The organism is Bifidobacterium sp. B4079, assembly GCF_026537385.1.
GTDB lineage: Bacteria > Actinomycetota > Actinomycetes > Actinomycetales > Bifidobacteriaceae > Bombiscardovia > Bombiscardovia asteroides_I.
This window is the reverse complement of the sequence record NZ_JAFNMH010000003.1, coordinates 84659-107560: the sequence shown is the minus strand read 5'-3', so window position 1 is coordinate 107560 and position 22902 is coordinate 84659. Positions and strand designations below refer to the sequence as shown.

Annotated in this window: 15 protein-coding genes; 6 read left to right on the top strand and 9 right to left on the bottom strand. The window is 62.6% G+C overall.

Annotated features, from left to right (window positions below; all coding sequences use genetic code 11):
• Window positions 1-39: 39 nt before the first annotated feature.
• Window positions 40-171, top strand: coding sequence for a hypothetical protein (locus J3T95_RS07190; RefSeq protein WP_267450941.1), 132 nt, complete (start codon window positions 40-42; stop codon window positions 169-171).
• Entirely contained in the window at window positions 168-1748 is a 1581-nt protein-coding gene (locus J3T95_RS07185; RefSeq protein WP_267450940.1) for a glycoside hydrolase family 43 protein, read from the top strand. Before J3T95_RS07190 ends, J3T95_RS07185 begins: the two co-directional genes overlap by 4 nt.
• Window positions 1749-1754: 6 nt before the next feature.
• Here J3T95_RS07185 and J3T95_RS07180 read toward each other — a convergent pair whose 3' ends face one another.
• The 6 genes from J3T95_RS07180 to metG form a co-directional block, all read right to left on the bottom strand.
• Complete coding sequence (locus J3T95_RS07180; RefSeq protein ID WP_324123856.1) at window positions 1755-3113, bottom strand: glycoside hydrolase family 27 protein; 1359 nt, start codon at window positions 3111-3113, stop codon at window positions 1755-1757.
• Window positions 3114-3164: 51 nt separating this feature from the next.
• Window positions 3165-4232 carry a glycoside hydrolase family 43 protein gene (locus J3T95_RS07175; RefSeq protein ID WP_267450938.1) on the bottom strand — a complete coding sequence of 356 codons (1068 nt, stop codon included), beginning with the start codon at window positions 4230-4232 and terminating at the stop codon, window positions 3165-3167.
• Window positions 4233-4346: 114 nt separating this feature from the next.
• Window positions 4347-6257 carry an ABC transporter ATP-binding protein gene (locus J3T95_RS07170; protein WP_267430841.1) on the bottom strand — a complete coding sequence of 637 codons (1911 nt, stop codon included), beginning with the start codon at window positions 6255-6257 and terminating at the stop codon, window positions 4347-4349.
• Between the two features lie 29 nt (window positions 6258-6286).
• Complete coding sequence (locus J3T95_RS07165) at window positions 6287-8125, bottom strand: ABC transporter ATP-binding protein (RefSeq protein WP_267430842.1); 1839 nt, start codon at window positions 8123-8125, stop codon at window positions 6287-6289.
• A 226-nt stretch (window positions 8126-8351) separates the two neighbouring features.
• Window positions 8352-11372 carry an HAD-IA family hydrolase gene (locus J3T95_RS07160; RefSeq protein ID WP_267450937.1) on the bottom strand — a complete coding sequence of 1007 codons (3021 nt, stop codon included), beginning with the start codon at window positions 11370-11372 and terminating at the stop codon, window positions 8352-8354.
• A 225-nt stretch (window positions 11373-11597) separates the two neighbouring features.
• Complete coding sequence (metG, locus tag J3T95_RS07155; protein ID WP_267450936.1) at window positions 11598-13469, bottom strand: methionine--tRNA ligase; 1872 nt, start codon at window positions 13467-13469, stop codon at window positions 11598-11600.
• Window positions 13470-13864: 395 nt separating this feature from the next.
• Between metG and J3T95_RS07150 the strand changes: the two genes are divergently transcribed.
• Together J3T95_RS07150 and J3T95_RS07145 are read left to right on the top strand one after the other, a co-directional pair.
• Window positions 13865-14341, top strand: a complete 477-nt coding sequence (locus J3T95_RS07150; RefSeq protein WP_267450935.1) for a hypothetical protein — start codon at window positions 13865-13867, stop codon at window positions 14339-14341.
• Window positions 14338-14805 (top strand): variant leucine-rich repeat-containing protein, encoded by a 468-nt coding sequence (locus tag J3T95_RS07145; RefSeq protein WP_267450934.1) that lies wholly within the window; start codon window positions 14338-14340, stop codon window positions 14803-14805. The genes J3T95_RS07150 and J3T95_RS07145 overlap by 4 nt, the downstream gene beginning before the upstream one ends.
• Here J3T95_RS07145 and rsmI read toward each other — a convergent pair.
• Entirely contained in the window at window positions 14769-15722 is a 954-nt protein-coding gene (rsmI, locus tag J3T95_RS07140) for a 16S rRNA (cytidine(1402)-2'-O)-methyltransferase (protein WP_267451046.1), read from the bottom strand. The genes J3T95_RS07145 and rsmI overlap by 37 nt on opposite strands.
• A gap of 226 nt (window positions 15723-15948) precedes the next feature.
• On the opposite strand from rsmI, the gene J3T95_RS07135 reads away from it, so the two are divergent.
• Complete coding sequence (locus J3T95_RS07135; protein ID WP_267451045.1) at window positions 15949-17505, top strand: dolichyl-phosphate-mannose--protein mannosyltransferase; 1557 nt, start codon at window positions 15949-15951, stop codon at window positions 17503-17505.
• A gap of 67 nt (window positions 17506-17572) precedes the next feature.
• On the opposite strand, the gene J3T95_RS07130 is transcribed toward J3T95_RS07135, so the two are convergent.
• Together J3T95_RS07130 and J3T95_RS07125 are read right to left on the bottom strand one after the other, a co-directional pair.
• On the bottom strand, window positions 17573-19039 hold the full coding sequence (locus J3T95_RS07130; protein ID WP_267450933.1) for a glycoside hydrolase family 1 protein: 1467 nt from the start codon (window positions 19037-19039) through the stop codon (window positions 17573-17575).
• A gap of 25 nt (window positions 19040-19064) precedes the next feature.
• Entirely contained in the window at window positions 19065-19940 is an 876-nt protein-coding gene (locus J3T95_RS07125; protein ID WP_267450932.1) for a TetR/AcrR family transcriptional regulator, read from the bottom strand.
• A 413-nt stretch (window positions 19941-20353) separates the two neighbouring features.
• On the opposite strand from J3T95_RS07125, the gene J3T95_RS07120 reads away from it, so the two are divergent.
• On the top strand, window positions 20354-22855 hold the full coding sequence (locus tag J3T95_RS07120) for a GH36-type glycosyl hydrolase domain-containing protein (protein WP_267450931.1): 2502 nt from the start codon (window positions 20354-20356) through the stop codon (window positions 22853-22855).
• Window positions 22856-22902 lie beyond the last annotated feature (47 nt).

The following is a 22902-nucleotide window of genomic DNA, read 5'->3' as shown; positions in this document are numbered from 1 at the left end:
TCGTTTCTAACGATAGAAATTATACATGGAGATCAGTCCATGACGCCTGATGACCGCATGGATGAGGCCGGGCTGTTTGCTCATCCGAACCGACTTCGCAAGGTCGGCCATGCGCCGCGGGTCGTCATCGATGTCGATCGGGCTGCCTTCACGGAAAGCGAGGAACCATGAGAAGACCCAAACGTATCGGAGGGGCCATCAAGGCCCTGACTGCCCTGACGGCGGGTCTGGCGGTGCTGCTGACAGGGGCACTGGGCGCCTGCTCGAACCAGCAGCCGTCAGCCAGCGGCACAAAAGCCGCCGCCCAGGAACCCAAGCGCGTCTCGGTCCACGACCCCTCCCTGGTTCGCTCCGGCAAGAGCTACTACGTCTTCGGCTCGCACCGGGCCTATGCCCGCAGCACAGATCTGGTCAACTGGACCCCATTCACCAACAACCTGAGCCGCGATTACAAGAAGATCTTTGCCCAGATCTGGAAGGACTGGCCCAAGCAGTCCTCCAACCCGGACGTGACCGGCAACATGTGGGCGCCTGACGTCTACTACAACGCCACCATGAAGAAGTGGTGCATGTACCTGAGCCTGAACGGGGCCGAGCATCGTTCGGTCATCGTCCTGCTGACCGCCGACCGGGTGGACGGCGACTGGACTTATGCAGGACCAGTGGTCTACTCCGGCTTCACACGGGCCAATTACATGCACACCGACGTTCCCAAGGTGCTGGGCCCGGACCCGAAGCTGGACCGCTATCAGTCCTACACGGATACGGGCATCAACGCGATTGACGCCTGTGTCAAGGATGACGGGCAGGGGGGCCTGTGGATGAGCTTCGGCTCCTGGTTCGGCGGCATCTGGATGATCCGGCTGGACCCCAAGACCGGCCTGCGCGACTACTCCACCACCTACTCCACCCAGGCCAACCAGTCCGACGCCTACTACGGACACAAACTCGCCGGAGGCTTCGGCAACTCAGGCGAAGGATCGGCGCTGCTGCACACCAACGGCCACTGGTACCTCTTCCTCTCCTACGGCAAGCTGGTGCAGACCGGAGGCTACCAGATGCGGATGTTCCGCTCGGACTCCATCACCGGCCCCTATCTGGACCAGCAGGGCAACCCGGCCATCGCCACCAGCGGCGAGGCCGACAACTGGACCAGCGAGACAGGCATCCGCCTGATGGGCTCCTACCAGTGGAGCGGAGACAAGCAGGGCGACATCGAGGTCTCGCAGGGCGGGAACACGGCTCTGCACGACAAGGACGGCCGAGACTACGTGATCTATCACACCAGATTCTCCGACCGCAAGGAGGAGCATCAGATCCGCGTCCGGCAGCTGATGCCCACAGCAGACGGGTGGCTGGTGGCGGCCCCCTATGGGTATCTGGGCACCAAGGCCAGCGGCCCATACAGCGCCAAGGACGAGGCCGGCACCTATGAGCTGGTGGAGCATGATCCGACCATCTTCTTCAAGGGACCGCGCAAGGTGACCGACACTCACAGCACCCAATACCGGGGCGTGGTCAAGGCTGTGGACATCCGTCTGGAGCCCGGCGGCCAGGTGACCGGAGCACGCCAGGGCCACTGGCAGGTCGACGACCGGGGACGGCTGTCCATGGACCTCAAGGAGGAGGACGGGACCGTGAGCTACCAGGGGGTCTTCGCCCGGCTGCCCAGGGACAAGGATCACCGCATGGTCATGACCTTCAGCGCCCTGGGCAACAACGTCTGCATCTGGGGTTCCAAGCGCTGATCAGCCTCAGCGTGGATCCAGAGCCACCCAGACCACGCCGTGTGCAGGCACAAGAGCCGCCAGCTCACGGTCGGCACCCTGTCCTTCCAAGCTGATTTGGGCGGGCTCAGTGGTCCGGTTCCCCCACAGGTCGACCGGGGTCCAGGCCCCGTTCGCCCCGTCCAGGCCCACCAGGGAGGACAGGGCCGTCCTGACTCGCCGGGGGCGATCCCCGGTCCAGAAGACAGCCGCATAGACCCCGCCGTCATGGCCCGAGGGGGTTCCGTCGGCCCAGTCGCTGGCCAGGGCCCTCCAGACGATCTCCTCGCCTAGGATCTTCTTGTCTTGGCCGTCCCCACTCTCGACCGGCTCTCGGATGATCTCACCATTGTCGGCCGAACCGGCGGTGACCTCCTCCAAGGCTGGGTTATCCAGCAGCGACAGAATGGCCTCATCGCTGCTGGGGAGGTCGCCGCCCACCATCAGCGGCGAGCGCCCCATGGCCCAAAGGGTCAGCATGGTGCGTTGCTCGTCGGCCGTCAGGAGGCTGGACCGGTCCCCGCCCCGCTCGGCCCGCAGTCCGATATGCCCCAGAGGCAGCATGTCCGCATCGGCCCAGTGGCCTGTGCTCTGCAAAGGTGCCCAGCGGGCCAGACGGGCGAACTGGGCGTAAAGGTCCTGCCAACGATCCCAGAGGTCGTCCGAAATCCGCCAGAGCTGGGCGTGATCCCGCAGGAAGCCAAGATGGGTGGTGGGCACCCGGGTGCCCGGGGACAGGGAGAGGGTCATGGGATGGCCATGGGCCTGCTCGGCCTTGCTGATGGCACAGGCGTAGGCGTCGATTTCCCGGTCCATGAAAGGGACCTGCATATCGTCCACCTTCAGGTAGTCCACCCCCCAACGTGCGAACTGGTCAACCTGGGCGTCATACCAGGCCTGGGCTCCCGGATGGGAATGGTCCAGACCGTAATTGTCGGGATTCCAGGCACAGACATGGGTGGTGTCAACCACCTGGGCGGCGGTATAGGAGGTGCCGAGGACGGGCAGGTCCCGCTCGACCGCCAGCCTGGGGATGCCCCGCATGACATGAATGCCGAAGCGCAGCCCTAGATCGTGGATCCGAGCAGCCAACGGAGCGAACCCTTGGCCGTCGGCCGCCGAAGGAAACCGGACCGGGTCGGGCAGCTGCCGGCCATAGCCGTCCAGGACCAGAGGCGCCTTGGCGTTGTAGCCATGGGCCCTGGCGGTCGGGTCGTACCAGGCGATGTCTATGACGACCGTGTCCCAGCCCGCCGGGAGCAGCCTGTCGCGCATGACCTGCGCATTGTCCAGCACCTCCTGCTCGGTGACGGTGGTCCCGTAGCTGTCCCAGCTGTTCCACCCCATAGGCGGTCTCCAGGCCTTGTCCACGTCTTGCTCCTTTCTCAGTGCTTTGTTTCAGTCCTGTCGCGCCAGAGGGCGCAGACGTTCGTATTCCTGCCGGGTCAGGGATAGGACCCCGCCGTGCTTGGTATGGGGGCGCAGGCGGAAGTCCTCCTCCCGGGCGTAGTCGAACCCGGCGTCCGGATCATCGCTGACCATGGGCCTGTAGCCCACTGAAGGAATCACATCCACCAGCAGGTACCAACGGTTCCGGGCATGGTCGGCATAGAGGGCCGGACCCTCTACGCCCGAGGGGTTGCCGTCGGCGCACCAGCCGGCGCCGATCTGCTCCTGGACGGTGGTCCACCGGGCCTGCGGCAGCCACCATCGAGGATCGTCAGTGCTGTCCAGCCAGATGCCCCGGCCAAAGCCGTTGTCCTTGGTGGCCCGGTAGGTGCGTAGGCCGCCCCCAGGCAGAGGACGCTGGACCATGGTGGTGTCGATGGCATTGCGGCCGGTATCGATAAGGACTCCCCCATAGCGGAAGTGCTCCTGTGCGAAGTCGGTGGTCGACCCCCAGAGCACCCGGTCATATACCGACGGGTCGGCATGGTCAGGATCATCCTGGTCAAAGAGCTTGGATGACCAGTAGAGGACGAAGGCCCCCTGCCGCGGCCCCTCATAGTCAGGCACCCATAGGCACTCCGGCGCCCAGGCCATGCCCAGCGGAACCCTGCTGCCGTCCTGTTGCAAGGACACATCCAGCGGCCAGGGACCTGACCAATGAATCAGGTCGTCAGTGGACCAGATCATCAACTTGGTGCTGCCGTGGCGGGACCAGTGCTCCCAGCCGCTGCCCTTTGACTGATCGCCGCCGAACACCCGCAGATCTGTAGCCATGACATAGACCCGGCCGTTGCGCGGGTCACGCACCATGTAGGGATCCCGCAGGCCGGTAGTGCCCAGATGCGAGGTCAGCAGCGGCCTGCCCCCGTACAGCGGATCCCAGCTCAGAGGGTCGTCGCCTCGTGACAGGTCGAAGTAGAGGCGCTCGGCATACCCCTGGGGGTCTTCGATGAAGTGCACCATCAGATACCCGTAGGGGTCGGCTCCTTCGACATCCTTGTGAACCGTATCGCTCAACGTCTGCTCCTTTGCTCTGGCTGCCGAACCTGTCGGCTTTGCCTTGTCACTATTTATTTTATAACGATGTAATGCTGCTAGTCGGGGACCAACGGCGACACATGGGTCAGCCTGCTATTGGGCAGAGACAGTCGAATCCTGCGGAACCCGGCTGCCGCCCTGTCCGGCATCATCGCCAGGCTGTGTCGATTGCGCCTGGTCACCGTTGGCTGTGCGGATCATGGCGTACTGGGACTCGTGCAGCCGATAGTAGGCGCCCCTCTTGGCCAGGAGCTCCTGGTGGGTGCCGTGCTCCACGATCTGCCCATGATCGATATAGAAGATCTGATCCGCATTCTCGATGGTGGACAGCCGGTGGGCGATGACGAAGGAGGTCCGCCCCTTGAGCAGATGGGCCAGTCCGGCCTGGAGGGCCTCCTCGGTGCGGGTGTCGATGCTGCTGGTCGCCTCGTCCAGGATCAGGATTCGGGGGTCGGCCAGCAGAACCCTGGCAAAGGCGATCAGCTGCCGCTGACCTGCGGAGAGGGTGGATCCGCGCTCCTCGACCTTGGTATCGTAGCCGTCGGGCAGCTCCATGATGAACTCGTGGGCATGGACGGCCTTTGCGGCCTCCTCGACTTGCTGGTCGGTGGCCTCCAGGCGACCGTAGCGAATGTTCTCGCGCACGTTGCCAGTGAAGATGAAGGTGTCTTGAAGCATGACCCCCATTTGTCGACGCAGGGAGGCCAGGGTCACGTCGCGCACGTCATGCCCGTCCACGCAGACGCTGCCCTCGGTCACGTCGTAGAAGCGCGAGAGAAGGTTGACGATGGTGGTCTTGCCGGCGCCCGTAGGCCCCACCAGGGCGACCGTGCTGCCTGCCGGCACATGGAAGTCCACCAGGTTGAGGATGTTGCGGCCTCCGGGCTCGTACTTGAAGACCACGTCGTTGAAGTCCACCCTGCCCTTGACCGGCGGCAGCTCTATGGCCCCTGGACGGTCCTCGATCCCAGGGCGGACGTCGAGGGTCTCGAAGATGCGCTCCAGGTAGGCCGAGCATGTGATCAGCTGGTTGTAGAAGTTGCCGATGTTGATGATGGGGTTCCAGAAGTTGTTGGCATAGCCGACAAAAGCGATCAGCATGCCCGTGGTGACCTGCACGCCACCCAGGCCGGTGATCCCCAGATAGTAGATCAGTGCGATGGTGATGGTGGAGATGTTCTGCACTCCTGGCCACATCAGGTACTGGATGTGCACGGCCCGCATCCAGGCGCTGCGAACCTGGCCCTGCTGCTCCTGGAAAGTATGGAACTGCTCGCGCTCCCTGACGAAGGTCTGCGTGGTCTTGACCCCTGCGATGGACTCATGGATGTAGGCGTTCAGATTGCTCTGTTTGTTGGACAGGCGCTGGTAGGCCCGCCGCTGGAAGCGCTGGAGAATCAGCACATAGAGCACCAGCAGGGGCATGAGGACCAGGGACCAGAGGGTCAGCCTCCAGTCGATGACGAACATGACAACCAGGGTCAGCAAAAAGGTGAAGATGTCCGCGATCACGTTGATCAGACCCGAGCTCAGGGTATCCGAGAGGGTGTTGACGTAGTTGACCACCCTGATCAGGATCTTGCCGTGGGGCCTGGAGTCGAAGTATGAGAAAGGCAAGGTCTGGATGTGGGTGAAGAGGTCACGGCGCATGTCCTTGAGCATGAGCTGGCCCACCTGGGTGATGGCCACCGTCCGGTACCGCAGGAGGAGCTCGTAGATGACGATAGCCAACAGAAAGACCGCCCCCAGGGCGAAGAGCCGGACCGGGTCCTTGGAGGGGATGACCGCGTCGATCATGGTCTTGGTCATGTAGGGAATGGCCACGGCGATGGCGCTCATGGACAGAACCGCCGCCAGGATGATCACCCCCTGGCGCAGGTAGGGTTTCAGATAGGCCCCTATGCGCTTGATATCACCGAAATTGATCTGCTCCTCCAGGTCCTCGTCCTCGCGAAAGGTGTTCCTGCGCGTGGTGCCTGCCGAACGTTGCTCTTGCTGCTTCATCGTCTCACCTTGCCATGCCTGCTGATGCGTCAGAACCCTGCCGACTGTCCGGATTGCAGCCCCAGCTGCTTGCGGTAGATCCGGTAGTAGCGGCCGTGGGCGTGGACCAGCTCTTCATGGGACCCGCGTTCCACAATCCTGCCGTGGTCCAGGACCAGAATCAGGTCGGAATCCTTGATGGAGGAAATCCTGTGGGCGATGGTGACCATGGTCCTGGTGCCCTCCATCTCCTGCAGATGCCGCTGGATGGTGGCCTCGGTCTCCATGTCGACGGCCGATGTGGTGTCGTCCATGATCAGGATGGCCGGGTCGTCAGCCAAGGCCCGGGCCAGGCTGAGCCGCTGCTTCTGGCCGCCCGACAGGCCAACCCCGCGCTCGCCCACCACCGTGTCATAGCCCTCGGGCATCCGGTTGATGAAGGAGTCGGCGCCGGCCATGGAGGCCATGGTCCTGACGTACTGCTCGTCGTCGCGTTGGGCTCCGAAGGCGATGTTGTCGCCGATGGTATCCGAGAAGAGGAAGGTGTCCTGGGCCACGATGTTGACCTGCCGCCGCAGCAGGTCCAGGGGCCACTGCCTGGCATCGATCCCGTCGATGAGCACATGTCCCACGGTGGGGTCGTAGAAGCGGGCCACCAGGCTGACCAGGGTGGACTTGCCCGAGCCGGTCTCCCCCAGTATGCCCAGCCGGGTGCCAGCCGCCGCATGGAAGTCGATGTCCTTGAGGATGGGGGTCTCCGGGTCGTCAGGGAAGGCGAAGCTGACGTGGTCGAAGCGGATGTCCCCACGGATTCTGACCGGGTCGCCGGCCTGCTCGCCGTTGACCTTGGCGCGGACTGTGGCCGCCTGGACCACGCCGGCCTGGGCGTTCTTGCGCTCGACGATCCTGGGCTCGGCCGTCAGCAGCCGACGGATTTTGACGCAGGAGGCGTTGAAGCGCTCCACATCGTTGATCAGCCAGCCGGATTGGCGCACCGGGCCGTCGATCATCCACAGGAAGCTGTTGAAAGAGACCAGGGCGCCCAGGGTCATCTGCTGGCGGATGACCAGCCAGCCGCCCAGGATCAGGGTGATCAGCTGGAGCATGTAGGAGCAGCCGTCCAGCCAGGGCATGTAGGTGCGGCTGTTGCGGGCGGAGTCCATGTTGCGCTGCATGTAGTCATCGTTATGCTGATCGAACTTCTCGGTCTCATAGGGCTCGCGGACGAAGGCCTTGACCACCCGGTTGCCCTCGATGTTCTCCTCGACCATGGAGTTGAGGGATGCCAGCGAGTTGCGGATGGCATAGAAGAGCGGGTGGGCGTGCTTGGAAAGCTGCCAGGTGAAGCAGAAGAGGAATGGAGTCACGGCCAGCAGGGCCAGGGCCAGCCGCCATTCGATGGTGAACATGACGGCCAGGGACCCGATGAAGAGGCAGATGGCATCCAGGATGTTGTATGAGACCCAGGAGACGAAGTGGCGGATGGCATCGGTGTCCGAGGTCATCCGGCTCATGATGTCGCCGTTGCGGGTGTGGTTGAAGTAGGTGAAGTCCATGTCGTGGAGCTTCTCGTATTCGTCACTGACCAGCCGATAAATGGTGTTCTGGCCGAAACGCTCCATGAACATCTGATAGCCATAGCGGCAGACGCTACGCCCAAAGGTGACGGCTATCATGGCGAAACAAAGCTTGGGCAACCGATCCTCATGCCCCTGACCAATCACCTGGTCCACAATCATGCCCGCCAAAATAGGCATAAGCATGACCAGGACCTTGTCCGCCGCAAAGAGCAGGAGAGCGGCGGCGATTCTACCGGCGTCCGGTCTGCAGTAGGGTAGGATCCATCGAAGGTTGCTGCTGTGCTGATTCTTCGCAGAATCGACGTACATTGGAGGACACCCTCACGTTCCCTGTTGAACTTCTCTGATCTGGTCTCTTCTCATTGCCGTGACCGTCCGGGAGTGTGACTGACCAATGATGACGCCCGGCTGTGTTCTTCGCCTCTGCAAGGCCGCGCGCGTCCGCCCTGGATTCGTCTAAGCGTGGCCTATTTTATTGGAGCCTGCACCAGATGCAACCCCGGATCTCGGCGTGTCTAGGCCCAGAATCCGGAGATCATATGTGGCGAGGATGCCCCTGGACCAGAAGGTCCAGCTCAGGTCCTGACAAGCGCTTCAGATCGACACCGCCTGTTGTTACGGCAACCTGGAACCTGGTGCCTCGCACCTCCAACTCGTAGGTCAGCGAGCGCCAGGATGAGGGCAGGCGGGGGTCGATGCTCAGCATGGTCCCGCCGGTGTCCCGTAGGCCGCCGAAGCCGCAGACCAGGCTGGACCAGACGCCTCCGCAGGCGGCCAAGTGAATGCCGTCAGTCGTGTTGGCGTGCAAGTCGTCCACGTCCGTGAACAAGGACCGACGGAAGTACTGCATGGCCAGCTTGTCATGCCCCACCTCGGCGGCGAGGATGGACTGGGAGGCTGCAGACAGGGTCGAATCCCCGGTGGTCAGCGGATCGTAGTAGTCGAAGTCAGCCAGCTTCTGCTCCGGAGTGAACCAGGAGCTGAGCAGGTAGAGGGCCATAACCACGTCGGTCTGCTTGAGCACCTTGTGCCGGTAAATGACCAACGGATGGTAGTGCAGCAGCAGGGGCCTGGCCGTGAACTGGTCGAAGTGCCAGCGAGGGCGTTGCATGAACTGGGCATCCTGGGCATGGACCCCCTCCTGATCGTCGAAGGGGGCGAACATGGCTTCAGCCGCATGAGACCATTTGGCGGCCTCATCGTCGTCGAAGTGCAGCCTTTCGCGTATGCCGCCGATCAGATCCGGGTGCTTCTCGCGCAGGTGCTGGTAGGCCTTGTAAGCGGCTAAGAGATTGAACCGAGCCATCTGGTTGGTGTAGAGGTTGTCGTCGACCAGGACCGTGTACTCGTCCGGGCCGGTCACACAGTGGATGTGGAAGCGGCCGTCCTCCTTATAGCGCCCCAGGCTCATCCAAAGACGGGCCGTCTCCACCAGGATGTCTACGCCCTCAGCCTGCAGGAAGTCTTCATCGCCGGTGACCTGCACATATTGGGCCACCGCATAGGCGATGTCGGCATCGATGTGGTATTGGGCCGTGCCGGTGGGGAAGTAGGCGGAGGCCTCCTCGCCGTCGATGGTCCGCCATGGGAAGAGGGCGCCGTTCAGATTGAGCGCGCAGGCCCTGCGCCTGGCCGCCGGCAGCATCAGGTAGCGGTAGTGGAGGACGGCTCTTGCTCGAGCAGGCGCCGAATAAATCAGGAAGGGGAGAATATAGATCTCGGTGTCCCAGAAGTAGTGGCCGCTATAGCCGGATCCGCTCAGGCCCTTGGCGCCCACGCCGTTCTCAATCTGGGCCGTGGACTGGGCCAGCTGGAAGAGTTCCCAGCGCACCATCTGCTGGGTACGGCCGCCATCGTCGGCCTGGATGCGAATATCCTGACGCTCCCAGAACCGGTCCAGCCATGCCCTCTGACGCTGCTCCAGCTCTTCCAGAGAGAGGGCGCTGACCTCCTCCAGCCGATCGCGGCAGTCCTCGACCAGACGCCTGGTCCCCTCCCCCCGGGTCTGCACGACCAGGCCGTTGCCGCTGGTGCCGGCCGGAAGGATGGGATGGCTACGGTAGACGGCGTAACGGACCAGGCGGGTGGAACCGCCCTTGGGCACGTCCATGCGCCAGCCGGAGCCTTCAACGGGCCGGCCGTCCCTGAACTGCCGGACGCCCAGAGCCAGGCTGAGCCGTGAATTGTTGCAACGAAATACCCTGCAATCCGCACTCAGCTCACCATAGACCGCATTGTCCAGCACCTCGTGGATTCCGCAACCGTCCACAAAGGTCGACTTGCGGGGGTCGCTGGAGTTGACATGGCGGGGGTTGTCAGCATTGACCGGCCCCTCGACCACCACAGCCATGTCACGGTCGGGCGACTCTACAGTCAACGTGCAGACGCTCAGGTTGCGGTCATACAGACAGACCATGCGTGTAAGCACGGTCTTCAGATGGATGCCATGGTCCAGATCGTACAAATTGGTGGTAGTCGCGATCCCGGTTCGGAAGTCCAGACGCTGAGTGGTCTTCTCAGGCCGGCCCAGGGGCAGCCCCTCCACCTTGAGGGTGAAGTCCGAAGCATCGGGCACTCCTTGGATCAACTGTCCTACCTTGGCATACCCGTAAGCGCTTTCGGGATGGGCAATCCGGAAGGTGTCATGGAAGCCACTCAGGAAGGTGCCGTTGCCCAAGCAGCGTTCCCCGCCGCCTTCGCCCCTGACGCCGACGGAGCCGTTGGTGACGGAAAAGACCGTGGCGCTGATGGCTCCAGGCCGCCCGACCTCGCTGAGACCCCAATCTTCCACGGGGAAGCGGCCCTCATCCAGACTGGGGTCCTTCCCCTGCGCACGCTCGCCCGCATCGTCGTCGATCAGCTCGATCAGCTGGTCCACCACCAAGTCCGCGCCGGCCTTGAACAGCTGCTCACGGCCGGCGCCCCTGTTCACGCCCACAACCAGGCCGAACCTGCCGGCATGGCCGGCGGCTACGCCGGAGAGAGCATCCTCGACCACAACGGCATCCTCATGATGCAGTCCGAGAACCTTGGCCGCATAGGCGTAGGTGTCCGGGGCCGGCTTGCCCTGAAGACCCATCTCGTCCTTGAGGTTGCCGTCCACCACGGTGTCGAAGTATCCGGCGATTCCAGCGGCCTGGAGGACCTGGGCCGTGTTGCGCGAGCTGGACACCACAGCCAGACGCTTCTTATCGGAGCGCAGGTGCCGAAGCAGATCCACGGTGTCCGGGTAGGGATCGATGCCCTTCTGCTTCAGCATCCGCTCAAAGGTCAGGTTCTTGCGATTGCCGTATCCGCAAATGGTGTCCAGTTTCGGATCATCATCGGGGCTGCCCCAGTCCAGCTCGATGCCCCTGCTACGCAGCAGGGCGTCCACGCCGTCATAGCGGGGCCGGCCATCCACATAGGCGTAGTAATCCTGCTCCGTATAAGCCGGGACGTCTCCGGGCAGGACCTGATCGAACAACGCCTTCCAGGCGGCCTTGTGCAGGATGGTCGTGGGCACCAGCACCCCGTCCAGATCGAAGAGCACACAGGCGAATTGGGCAACCTTCATGGTTACCCATCCTATGGGTCTTCCATGACGAAAGAACCCGGCGGTTCTGAGAACCGCCGGGCGAGAAGAGAGAGAAGAAGGGGTTCAATTATCGGGGCCGCATGACCCCCATCGGCCACTACCTCAACCGACAGAACAAATATAACCAGCGCTACCTTGGAGGAAGTGCCCAAAAACCTCAAAGTTCTCTGTGAATCACGAATGCCGTCCCGGGCGCGTCGACTGTCACTTGCCCTGGTCGCCCAGCTTGGCCTGTTCAGCCTCGAATCTGGCACGCTCCTTGGCCTTGCGGCGATCCAGCTGCTCCTGGAAGCGGTCCAGCTCCTCCTGCACGGCTTCCTTGGGAATGCGCGGGAAGATGGGTGTGGGCCGATCGATTGGCGTGCCGTCCCTGAGGGGCTCGCGCGCCCAAGGATGGACCGTCTCCCCCAGCCGGTAGTCGCCGGTGATGATGGGATAGTGGAAGTCGGACCGATCCAGGTCGTCAACCTCCTCGACACGGGGCAAGGGGGAAAAGATGCCCTTGCCGCCCATGGTCTCCCAGACCCGCTGAGAAGCATGGGGCAGGAAGGGGGCCAGCATGGTGTTGACGTCCAGCACGGCCTGGGCGGCGGTATGCAGGACAGCAGCCAGACGGTTCTTGTCATCCTTAATTTTCCAAGGCTCCTGGGCGGAGATGTACTTGTTGATGTCGCCCACCAGAGCCATGGCCTCGACCAGGGCGGCCTTCTGGCGATGGCGTTCGATCAGGGATCCCACAGTATCAAAGGTCTGCAGGCTGCGGTCCAGCAGGGCGGCGTCCTCTCCGGTCAGCCAGGACTGCTCAATGGCGGGGATGCTGCCGAAGTCCTTGTTGAGCAGGTTGGCCACGCGATTGACCAGGTTGCCCCAGGAGGCGGCCAGCTCCTCGTTGTTGTGCCGGACAAACTCAGCCCAAGTGAAGTCCGAGTCCGAAGTTTCTGGCCCGGCGATGGAAATGTAGTAGCGGACTGCATCGACCGGATAGCGTGCCAGGATGTCCTTGACGTAGATGACGATGCCCCTGGAGGAACTGAACTTCTTGCCCTCCATGGTCATGAACTCGCTGGCCACCACCTGCTCAGGCAGGTTGAGTTCGCCGTAGGATCCCGGCTGTCCGCCCTTGGACCCCTGACCGTTGTAAGCCAGGATCTCCGAGGGCCAGATCTGGGAGTGGAAGGTGATGTTGTCCTTGCCCATGAAGTAATAGCCCAAGGCCTTAGGATCATTCCACCACTTGCGCCAGGCCTCGGGGTCGCCCTGACGACGAGCCCATTCGATGGATGCCGACAGGTAGCCGATGACGGCATCGAACCAGACGTAGAGCTTCTTGTTGGGGTCGTCGACCCAGCCGTCCACAGGCACGGGAATGCCCCAGTCGATGTCGCGGGTGATGGCCCGCGGCTTGACCTCCCTGAAGAGCCCCAGGGAGAAGTTGAGCACGTTGCTGCGCCAGCCCTTCCGGGTCTTCAGCCAGGCCAGGTTGGCCTCGGCCAGAGCGGGAAGATCCAGGAAGAAGTGCCTGGACTCCTCAAACCGGGGCGTCTCCCCATTGATCTTGGACACAGGGTTGATCAGCTCGTCCGGATCCAGCTCGTTGCCGCAGTTGTCGCACTGGTCGCCGCGAGCGCCATCAGCACCGCAAATGGGGCAGGTCCCCTCAATATAGCGGTCCGGCAGGGTCCGGCCGGTGGAAGGCGATATGGCCACCTTCTGCTGGCCCTCATAGATGTAGCCGTTGGCCCGGCACTGGCGGAAAAGCTCCTGCACCACCTTCTCATGGTTGCCGGTCGTGGTCCTGGTGAAAAGGTCATAGCTGAGCCCCAGATCGCACAGATCCTTGACAATGACCCGGTTATAGCGGTCAGCGATCTCCTGAGGTCCCACACCTTCGGCGTCAGCCTCCACCAGGATGGGAGTGCCGTGCTCGTCAGTCCCCGAAACCATAAGGACATCATTGCCCTTCATGCGTTCGTAGCGTGCATAGACGTCGGAGGGAACGCCGAACCCAGCGACGTGGCCGATGTGACGGGGCCCATTCGCGTAGGGCCAGGCGACGGAAACAAGGATATGACTCATATCAGCAAGATTATCGGCTCAGGCCTACAATCCCCTGCTCGTCCACAGGACTGCCGCCGAGCAAGCAAATTATCCACAAATGCACATATTTGGCCCTCTCTCAGGCAAACCCGGGCAGGACCATTTACAGTCGAACCATGAATCGAGAACACGCGCTCGGGGGAGCATCGTGGACGCCTACCACTGCCGCTGGCGCCAGCCGCCCTCTTAGGGCTACCACCAAGCCGCCAAGTCGACCACTGCAAACCGGTGCAGCGCCGACGCATACCCGCAGCCGTCCTTCTACGGCCGAGTTTGGGGCCCCGGCCCCTGAGCCCGAGCCACTGCCCAGTCTGATCCAAGTCGAGGATTTGCCCGGTCCACTCAGCCTTAGCATGCTGGTGAATGAAGGAATCGTGACCTGTCTGGACCAATCCTGCTGCTACCTAAACGAACAGGCTGAGGGACTCTACGGTCGCGCCTCCATCGTCACGCCCATGGTTCCTTATGGCGCAGCGGCATGCGGCGGTCTGGCGCTCTGGATATGGATCAACGGCCAATTCCCCGATACGCTGGACATCATCTCCAACTCCCACTTCCGCACTCCGGTTCACGGCAGGCCCCTGCGACCCCACCAGCGCCAGCTGGATGCCCGCTACCTGATGAAGCTTGGGAAGCTTTGGGTGACTTCGCCGCTCTGGACGGCCTGCGATCTGGCCTGCGATTCCTCAGGCCAATGCAACGGGGAGGAGATTACGGCGGCCTTGCATGAACTCATGGAGCGGTATCAAGTCAGCTGCGGATCCTGCGAGGAGCTCCTGTCCTCCAACCCACGCTGGCCTGGCCACGCTCAAGGGCTGGAGACCATAAGACGACTCAAGGCAATGCTATGAACCAGCCGATAAAGGATAGCAGACGCGGGCATGGCCATCATCGACGCAGCGGTCGGGACCGGAGTCAGGGCAGTCGTGAATCATCCGCCGCTAAACGCATGGCCCGGCTCCTGACTGCCGTCAGCGGCGGGTCGCGTCCCCGGGCGGAAGACAATTTGAAGCGAGACAATTCCGATAGCTTGGAACCAAAGGCCGAAGTGCGCGCCCCACCGCCAGAGCCCCCTCTGGTGCCAACGGCCCTGATGGCCACAGACCCCGAGACCGACCCGAGCATCCTCTGGGCCATCGCCCGAGAAGAGCCCCAGCTACGTCGATGGCTAGTAGCCAATCCCGCCGCCTCGCCAGCCTTGCTGGAGGCCGTCTCCCAGCTGGGCGGGCCTGGTGTGCGCAGGGCGCTGGAGGTGCTGCTGGACGAAGGGAACGAGAATCAGTCCCCCTTGTCATCTTCAACAGCCAAGGCATAAATCCTTTTGCGATTGGGCAGGCTGCCATCGGCCAGGGGATGCTCGGCAGCCACCCGGGCAATGGCCTCCTTAAGCCGCAGGCCCTCGGATCGGGCCAGATCACGTGCCAGAGCGGCCAACTGCCGGTCATCCATAGCCTCAGGATCATTGCGCCTGGCCTCCAAGGCGGAGGCACCAGCCACGACCAGGACCATCTCTCCCCTGGGGGGATCTTCCCGCAGGGAACACACGATGTCGCCGATGGTGCCCCGCCGGATCTGCTCATGCTCCTTGGTCAGTTCCCGGCAGAGAGCCATGAGCCGACCGGGGCCGAAGACCTCCTGAAGATCCTGCATAGCCTGATCAATGCGGTGGGGGGTCTCGTAGAAGACCATGGTCCGCTCCTCGCTGCGCAGGGTGCGCAGATGCCGCAGCCGTTCCTGATGTCGGCGGGGAAGAAATCCCTCATAGCAGAAGCGGTCGGTCGGCAGGCCGGAGAGGGCCAGGGCATCCAGCACCGCGCTGGGGCCGGGCGCACAGGTGACCGGTACGCCTCGTTCGATGGCCCGCCTGACGATGGCCATACCCGGATCATTGATGGTAGGCATGCCCGCATCCGAGACCACCAGCGCACAGGCCCCTTCACGAACCTGATCCAGAATGGGATCGGCCATCCGCCGCTCGTTGTGATCGTGATAGGCCATAACCCTGCCGCCTACGCGCACCCCTAACCGATTGGCCAGATCATAAAGCCTCCGCGTGTCCTCTGCAGCGACCAAGTCAGCCGACTGCAGGAGCTCCACCAAGCGTGTCGAAGCATCGGCGACATTGCCTATAGGTGTGGCCGCCAGCACCACCGTTCCACGTGAAACACTGGGAGGAATCGGCTCCTCACGACTTTCTCCGCCCAGTACATGTCCATCGCTCCGGCCATTCATGCTGCTCATGCCTTTAGTATGGCCTAATCTAGGGGTGATGACATCTTTGGCAGGGCTTTCTTCGCAGCATCGCTCCTCCAGACACGGCAGGCACGCCGCCCACCGGTCCGGTCGCCCTGTCATACTGTCCATCTTCAGTTGGCCAAAGGGTCAGCACACCAGGAGAGGACTCAACTGGATTCCCCGGCTTTCCCGCCGGCAGAGCGGCTGGCTGGCCTGTATCCTCATGGCTCTTCTAGGCGGGCTCCTGCGGTTTGTGCGGCTGGGCAGCCCTCGGGCCATCGTCTTCGACGAGACATATTACGTCAAAGATGCCTGGACCATGCTGATGACCGGCGAGCCACGCAACTGGCCGAAAAAAGCCGGCCCGCTGGACCTTCCCATCGACCAGATCTTCGCCCAGGGGCACACCAGCGGCTGGCTTCCTCAGGCCGAATACGTGGTCCACCCACCGGTGGGCAAGTGGTGTATCGCGCTGGGGCTCAAACTGTTTGGAGGGGCCGGCAACCCCTTCGCCTGGCGAGTGGCCACTGCCCTGGCCGGCACCATCGCCATCCTGCTGCTCTGCCGTGTGGCCCTGCGCCTCTTCCACAACCTGCCCATAGCCCTGACAGCCGGCTTCCTCATGGCCATCGACGGTCTGGGCATCGTCATGAGCCGTACTGGCCTGCTGGACAACTTCATCATGGTCTTCGTCCTAGGGGCCTGGCTGTGCCTAATGGGCCATCGGGACTGGGCTCGGGCCAGGCTGCGACAATCCTGGGCCAAGGACCAGGCCGATTTCCGTCTGCACTACCGGGTGAAGGTCGTTCAGTCACAGGGACAGCAGGGGCAGAAAAGCCGTGTCGAACTGCCCGTGGCCACCACCGGCCCCTTCATCGCTTGGTCCTGGTGGCGGACCGGAGCCGCCTTGCTCCTGGGCCTGGCCACCGGCACCAAATGGTCGGGCGCCTATTTCTTCGCCGTCTTTGCCCTGATCTCGGTGCTCTGGGACGGTTGGGAACGCCATCAGGCAGGGTATGGATCCTGGCTGCAGAGCGCCGTGTTCAGGGACGGGCTGCCGGCGGCATTGCTCATGATCCCCGTCTGGGCGGGCACCTATCTGGCCTCCTGGACAGGATGGTTCCTGCACAGCGATTCCTTCATGCATAGCTGGGCGGCCCAGCACCCTGGCCAGGGCCTGACTTGGCTACCGGCGGGGTTGCGGTCCCTGGCTGAATACCACCGGCAGATGTGGCACTTCCACACCACCCTGCACACCCGCCACCCGTATATGGCCAACCCCTTGACATGGCCCCTGCAGATCAGGCCCACCAGTTTCTACTGGCAGAAACTCACCGGATTCCCGGGCCTGTGCGGACTGGCCAAGGACTCCCCCTGCGTGGCCGCCGTCACATCCCTGGGCAATCCCCTGACCTGGTGGCTGGGCAGCATCTGCATGATCCTCGCCATCGCTATCGCCGTAGTGGCCAAGCACGGAGATTGGCGAATCTGGGGGATACTGGCAGGCATGCTGGCCGGCTGGCTGCCTTGGATCCAATACATGAACCGGACCACTTTCACCTTCTATTCCATAGTCATCCTGCCTTGGATGATCCTGGCGATCTGCTATGTGGTCAACTGGCTTCGGCAGAATTCAGACAGCGTCCTCTACCGGCAGACCATGATCATGGGGCTGACCCTGCTGGGCCTGACCTCGGTCTTCTTCTACCCGCTGTGGACCGCCATGCCCATCCCCTACGAATTCTGGCGTATGCACATGTGGCTGTCCAGCTGGATCTAAGACAAAGGCAGGGCGGTCGGACACAGATGCCCGACCGCCCTGCGGACGCGTTTGCACGCCCTAGTGCTCAGACTGCTCGATCGCGGACGATCTGCGAGTACCGCAGACCGGAATCCTTCCAGAGCCGCTCCTGGGTATCATAGTTGACCCTGATCAGCCCGAAGCGCTTGGTGTAGCCCAGGGCCCACTCGAAGTTGTCCAGCAGGGACCAGGCGAAGTAGCCGGCCACCCGGGCCCCGGCCTGAATGGCCTTGGCCACGGCCATGACATGCTCTTCCAGATAGGCCACCCGCTTGGGATCGTGAACGATCCTCCCGCCGGGCGCGTCCGGATCCTGACTGACCTGGTCATCCCAAGCGGAGCCGTTCTCGGTCACCATGAGTTCTATATCGGGGAAACGTCGGCCCAGCTCGACCAGCACATCGGTCAGACCCTGGGGTTCCTGGTTCCAGCCCATCCCCGTCAGCTCTCCCTGCGGGGCCTGCCCCTCTACGCCCTCCTGGGCCGGCATGGCGTTGGCATGGCGATCGACCAGCTTGCCCTCGGGACCGACCGAGGCACCGGCGGATTCGTCATCAGCCCTCCTGGCCTTCACATAGGTTGTGGCGTAGTAGTTCAGTCCTAGAACGTCAAGGGGCTGATGGATGATTCCCAAGTCACCGTCCTGCACGAAGCGCCAGTCGGTGTCTCCCTTTGCCGCCTGACTGGCGCCTTCCGGATAGGCATCTTCCAGCATTGGGGCCAGGAAGACCTCGTTGGCGAAGAGGTCGGCCCTCTCCTTGGCGGCGAGGTCCTCCGGGCTGTCCGAGGCCGCCCGGGTCACCTGAAGGTTGAGGGTGACCGAGAGTCGTGCATCCTGCCCGACCTGGGCCCTGATGGCCTGGCAGGCCAGTCCATGGGCCAGGTTCAGATGGTGGACGGCGGCCAGGGCCTGGTCGTAGTCCTTGATCCCGGGGGCATGGGCCCCGTTTCCATAACCCAGATAGGCCGTGCACCAGGGCTCATTCAAGGTGGTCCAGGTGTCCACCCGGTCGCCGAAGGAGGCGGCCAAGGCGGATGCATAGTCGCCGAAACGGAGGGCCGTAGCCCTGCTGGGCCAGCCACCTGCATCCTGTAGATACTGGGGAAGGTCCCAATGATATAGGGTGATGAAGGGCCTGATTCCATTGTCGCGCAACATATCGAGGACCTTCAGGTAGTGGTCCAGCCCGGCCTGGTTCACCGGACCGTCGGCCGTGGGAAAAATGCGGGACCAGGATATGGACATGCGGTAGGCGCCGACACCCATCTCCTTCATCAGGGCTATGTCCTCCGGGTAGCGGTGATACTGATCGCAGGCCACATCACCGTTGGACCCGTCGACGACTGTGCCCGGCCGGGCACAATATGTGTCCCAGATGGAGTCCGTCCTGCCGTCCTCGTGTGCCGCCCCTTCCACCTGGAAGGCGGCCGTGGCCGTTCCCCAGATGAAATCGGACGGGAAGATGAACTTGCTCTCTTGGCCCATGCCAATCCTCTCATTTGTTTCTTTCATATCCACGGCGCTTTTCTGCTTATGGTCATTTGCTGTCCGCCACCTCATCGCAGGGGCTGCCTGGACGAAGTCGCAGGTCCTGAACCGCTTGCTCCCCACCCGTGATAAGGCCGTAGGCAGCCAGGCAGGCTTCGGAATCCGGGTCGATGTCACTGGGGTCCATGAACCCATGCCATTTCTCCTGAGGAAAAAGCTCGTCGGAGAAGGCGAGCCACTCGGCCACCAAGTCGGCTGACCCGTCCGCCAGCCAGCGGTATTGCAGACCATCCATGGCCGACATGCACAGCATCCACATGTGATGGAAGCGGTCCAGGTCGTACCCTCTGGGCAGGCACCAGTTCAGTGATTTGATGGTCCGCCAGAACTTCTGGTGGCGGCCGACGAAATAGCGGTGAGCCGGGTGCGAAGGGCTCAGGGCCTCCCCGTTCAGGATGGAGAAAAGCTTGACCATCTCCGGCCTGCGGGCATTGAAAATGACGTTGTTGGCGCAGAATCGCGGGAAGAAGAGGAGGCTGTGTCCGTCCGCATCCGTTCCTGTACAGGTCTTGTAGATGAACTCGTCGGCCTCAGGGGAGTCATAGGCCTGCTCCATGACCATGCTGAACAGGTCGTTCTTGGAGTCGATGTAATGGTAGAGAGCGGCCTCGGTGATGCCCACCTGATCGGCCACATCCTGCAGGGACATCCCCCAAAAGCCCTTGGCGGCAATCACCTTGACGGCCGCCTTGACAATCTGGTCCCTGCGCTCATCGGCGGTCATCCGCTTGCGTCGGGTAAAACCCTTGCCGGTAAAGACCTGACGAGCACGGGGGTTTTCCGAAAAGGTGGACCCGACCGTCGGACCGGATCCGTTGACCCTCCTACCAGCCCGGTACTGGTTCCAATCCTCTACTCCGGTCATGATCCCCCCTTTACTCAGGCACCTTGCAGGCGGTGGGACCCTGTCCTTGAGTCGCCGCCCGCCCCCGCGGGTTCCCATCATGACTGCAGACGGCGCCGACATGCCGAACCTTGGGGGGTTCCGGCCTGTTGGGCGCCGCGCGATTTTTACTATTGTAGGAAATCCGCACACGCTTGTCTATAGGTTTATCAATGAATGCTATCATATTAGTCAAACGATAATACAAATATGGGTCGCCAGCCTTGGCGGTCCTTCCCGGAGTGGGTTACGATTCCGGCAGCTGTTCCGCTCGGGCACTGTTGCTTTCAGGGGGTTGCGACGCCCCGAAACAATCCGGAAGGGCCGCCTGCGGCCTGCCACCCGGCCCCAACCCTACGGGACTGGGTCAGGGTTGCATCGAGGATAGGGAGAACATGCAATACGGTCATTTTGACGACGCAGCCAGGGAGTACGTCATCGACACACCCGCCACCCCGCTGCCTTGGATCAACTATCTGGGCAACCAGGACTTCTTCTCCCTCATCTCCAACACAGGCGGCGGTTATTCCTTCTATAAGGACGCCAAGCTCCAGAGGATAACCCGTTACCGCTACAACGGGGTACCTGCCGACAACGGCAGCCGCAACTACTACCTGAGCATCATGGATCGAGACAACCAGCAATCCGCTCCCCTGGCCACCTGGTCGCCCACCTTCCTGCCCTTCAGGACCCCCCTGGACCGGTACAGCTGCCGCCAGGGGACCGGATACACCATCTTCGAATCCTCCTACAAGGGGATCGACACGGTCATGACCGCCTTCGTCCCTATGGATGCCGATGCCGAAATCAACCGTCTGAAAATCAGAAACACCACCGACTCCCCCATCCTCTTGGAGGTGACCGGCTGCATGGAGTGGTGTCTATGGAACGCCGAGGACGACTCCAGCAACTTCCAACGCAACCTGTCCACGGGCGAAGTGGAGATCGAGCAGGGATCGGAGTCCACCCTCCTCTACCACAAGACCGAATACAAGGAACGCCGGAACCATTACGCCTTCTTCGGGGTCAACCGGCCCACCTGCGGGTTCGACACCAGCCGGGACGAATTCCTGGGCCGGTTCAATGGCTGGGATACCCCCCAGGCCATCACCGAGGGCAGAGCCCGCAACTCTGTGGCCCACGGCTGGTCCCCCATTGCCGCCAACAGGGTCAGACTGTCCCTGGACCCCGGTCAGGAGGAGAGCTTGGTATTCCTCCTGGGCTATGTCCAATTGCCCAAGGAAGACAAGTGGGAGGACCCCGATGACCCCACCAAGGTGGGAATCATCAACAAGAAACCCGCACACGCCCTCTTCGACCGCTTCAAGCGTGACGACCAGGTCGACCAGGCCTTCGCCGACCTCAAGGCTTACTGGACCGACCTTCTGGGTCGGTTCACCCTAGACAGCGGCGACCCCCGCCTGGACCGGATGGTCAACATCTGGCATCAGTACCAGTGCATGGTCACCTTCAACCTTTCGCGCTCGGCCTCCTATTTCGAGTCGGGCACCGGGAGGGGGATGGGCTTCCGCGACTCCAACCAGGATCTCCTGGGCTTCGTCCACCTGATCCCCGGCCGCGCCCGTCAGCGCATCATCGACATCGCCTCAACCCAGCTGAAGGATGGGTCGGCCTGGCACCAGTACCAGCCCCTGACCAAAAGGGGGAACGCCGACATTGGCGGTGGCTTCAATGACGACCCCCTCTGGCTGGTGGCCGGTACCTACGCCTACCTGGCCGAGACCGGAGATTCCTCCATCCTGGGGGAGCCCGTCCCCTTCAACAATGTGGAAGGGACCCAGAGGCCCCTCCTGGAGCACCTGCGCCGGTCAGTCGGGTTCACGATGAACCACCTGGGCCCACATGGCCTCCCCTTGATCGGACGGGCCGACTGGAACGACTGCCTTGACCTCAACTGCTTCTCCGATACGCCGGGAGAGAGTTTCCAGACCGTCGAAAACAATGATACAGGTGTGGCTGAGTCGGTCCTGATCGGAGGCATGTTCGTCCTCTACGCCGGCCGCTACGCCGACATCCTGGACCATTACGGAACGGATTGCGGGATGAGCAGGGAAGCTGTAGCCCAGGAGACCGACTCGGTCCGCCAGGCCATCGAGAAGATGACCCATGCCATAGAGGGGGCCGGCTGGGACGGCAGGTGGTTCCTCAGGGCCTACGACGCTTACTCCCGTCCTGTCGGCTCCCACACCGACAGCGAGGGGCAGATCTACATCGAACCCCAGGGGATGTGTGTGCTGGCCGGTATCGGTCTCGGTGACGGCAAGGCCCGAGAGGCTCTGACCTCGGTCAAGGAGAGGCTGACCTCCTCCTGGGGTACGGCTATCCTGGCCCCCGCCTATTCCACATATCGGATCGAACTGGGCGAAATCTCCTCCTACCCCAAGGGTTACAAGGAGAATGGCGGCATCTTCTGCCACGTCAACCCCTGGATCTCCATAGCCAACGCCATGGTAGACGATGACGAGGAGGCCTTTGCGGTCTACAGGCGTACCTGCCCGGCCTACCTGGAGGAGAAGTCTGACATCCGCAAGGTGGAGCCCTACGTCTACTGTCAGATGGTGGCCGGTCCTGAGTCCCCCACCCCCGGCGAAGGAAAGAACTCCTGGCTGACAGGCACGGCCGCCTGGTCCTTCGTGGACATCTCCCAGTACCTGCTGGGGGTCAGACCCACCTTGGACGGACTGGTCATCGAGCCCCACCTGCCCGCCGAATTCAACGAACTGACCGTCAGCAGGAGCTGGAGAGGGGTCACCTACCGGATTTCCATGAAGCGGACCGGAAAACGCTCGGTCAGCCTGGACGGCCGCGAACTTGGCGACGGGATGGTGCCGCCCCAGACCGGAGAGAATCCGGTGGACCTGACCGTGACCTTCTGAGGGGCCGCCGAGCCACCTGGTGATTTACAATGAGTCGCGGCCTGAGG

Excerpts from the sequence above, each read along its gene's own strand:
- J3T95_RS07120 (WP_267450931.1), top strand. The coding sequence starts at position 20,354 with ATGCAATACGGTCATTTTGACGACGCAGCCAGGGAGTACGTCATCGAC.
- J3T95_RS07130 (WP_267450933.1), bottom strand. The coding sequence starts at position 19,039 with ATGAAAGAAACAAATGAGAGGATTGGCATGGGCCAAGAGAGCAAGTTC.
- J3T95_RS07145 (WP_267450934.1), top strand. The coding sequence starts at position 14,338 with ATGAACCAGCCGATAAAGGATAGCAGACGCGGGCATGGCCATCATCGA.
- metG (WP_267450936.1), bottom strand. The coding sequence starts at position 13,469 with ATGAGTCATATCCTTGTTTCCGTCGCCTGGCCCTACGCGAATGGGCCC.
- J3T95_RS07185 (WP_267450940.1), top strand. The coding sequence starts at position 168 with ATGAGAAGACCCAAACGTATCGGAGGGGCCATCAAGGCCCTGACTGCC.
- J3T95_RS07125 (WP_267450932.1), bottom strand. The coding sequence starts at position 19,940 with ATGACCGGAGTAGAGGATTGGAACCAGTACCGGGCTGGTAGGAGGGTC.
- J3T95_RS07180 (WP_324123856.1), bottom strand. The coding sequence starts at position 3,113 with ATGGGGTGGAACAGCTGGGACAGCTACGGGACCACCGTCACCGAGCAG.
- J3T95_RS07135 (WP_267451045.1), top strand. The coding sequence starts at position 15,949 with ATGGCTCTTCTAGGCGGGCTCCTGCGGTTTGTGCGGCTGGGCAGCCCT.
- J3T95_RS07190 (WP_267450941.1), top strand. The coding sequence starts at position 40 with ATGACGCCTGATGACCGCATGGATGAGGCCGGGCTGTTTGCTCATCCG.
- J3T95_RS07165 (WP_267430842.1), bottom strand. The coding sequence starts at position 8,125 with ATGTACGTCGATTCTGCGAAGAATCAGCACAGCAGCAACCTTCGATGG.
- J3T95_RS07160 (WP_267450937.1), bottom strand. The coding sequence starts at position 11,372 with ATGAAGGTTGCCCAATTCGCCTGTGTGCTCTTCGATCTGGACGGGGTG.
- J3T95_RS07170 (WP_267430841.1), bottom strand. The coding sequence starts at position 6,257 with ATGAAGCAGCAAGAGCAACGTTCGGCAGGCACCACGCGCAGGAACACC.
- rsmI (WP_267451046.1), bottom strand. The coding sequence starts at position 15,722 with ATGAATGGCCGGAGCGATGGACATGTACTGGGCGGAGAAAGTCGTGAG.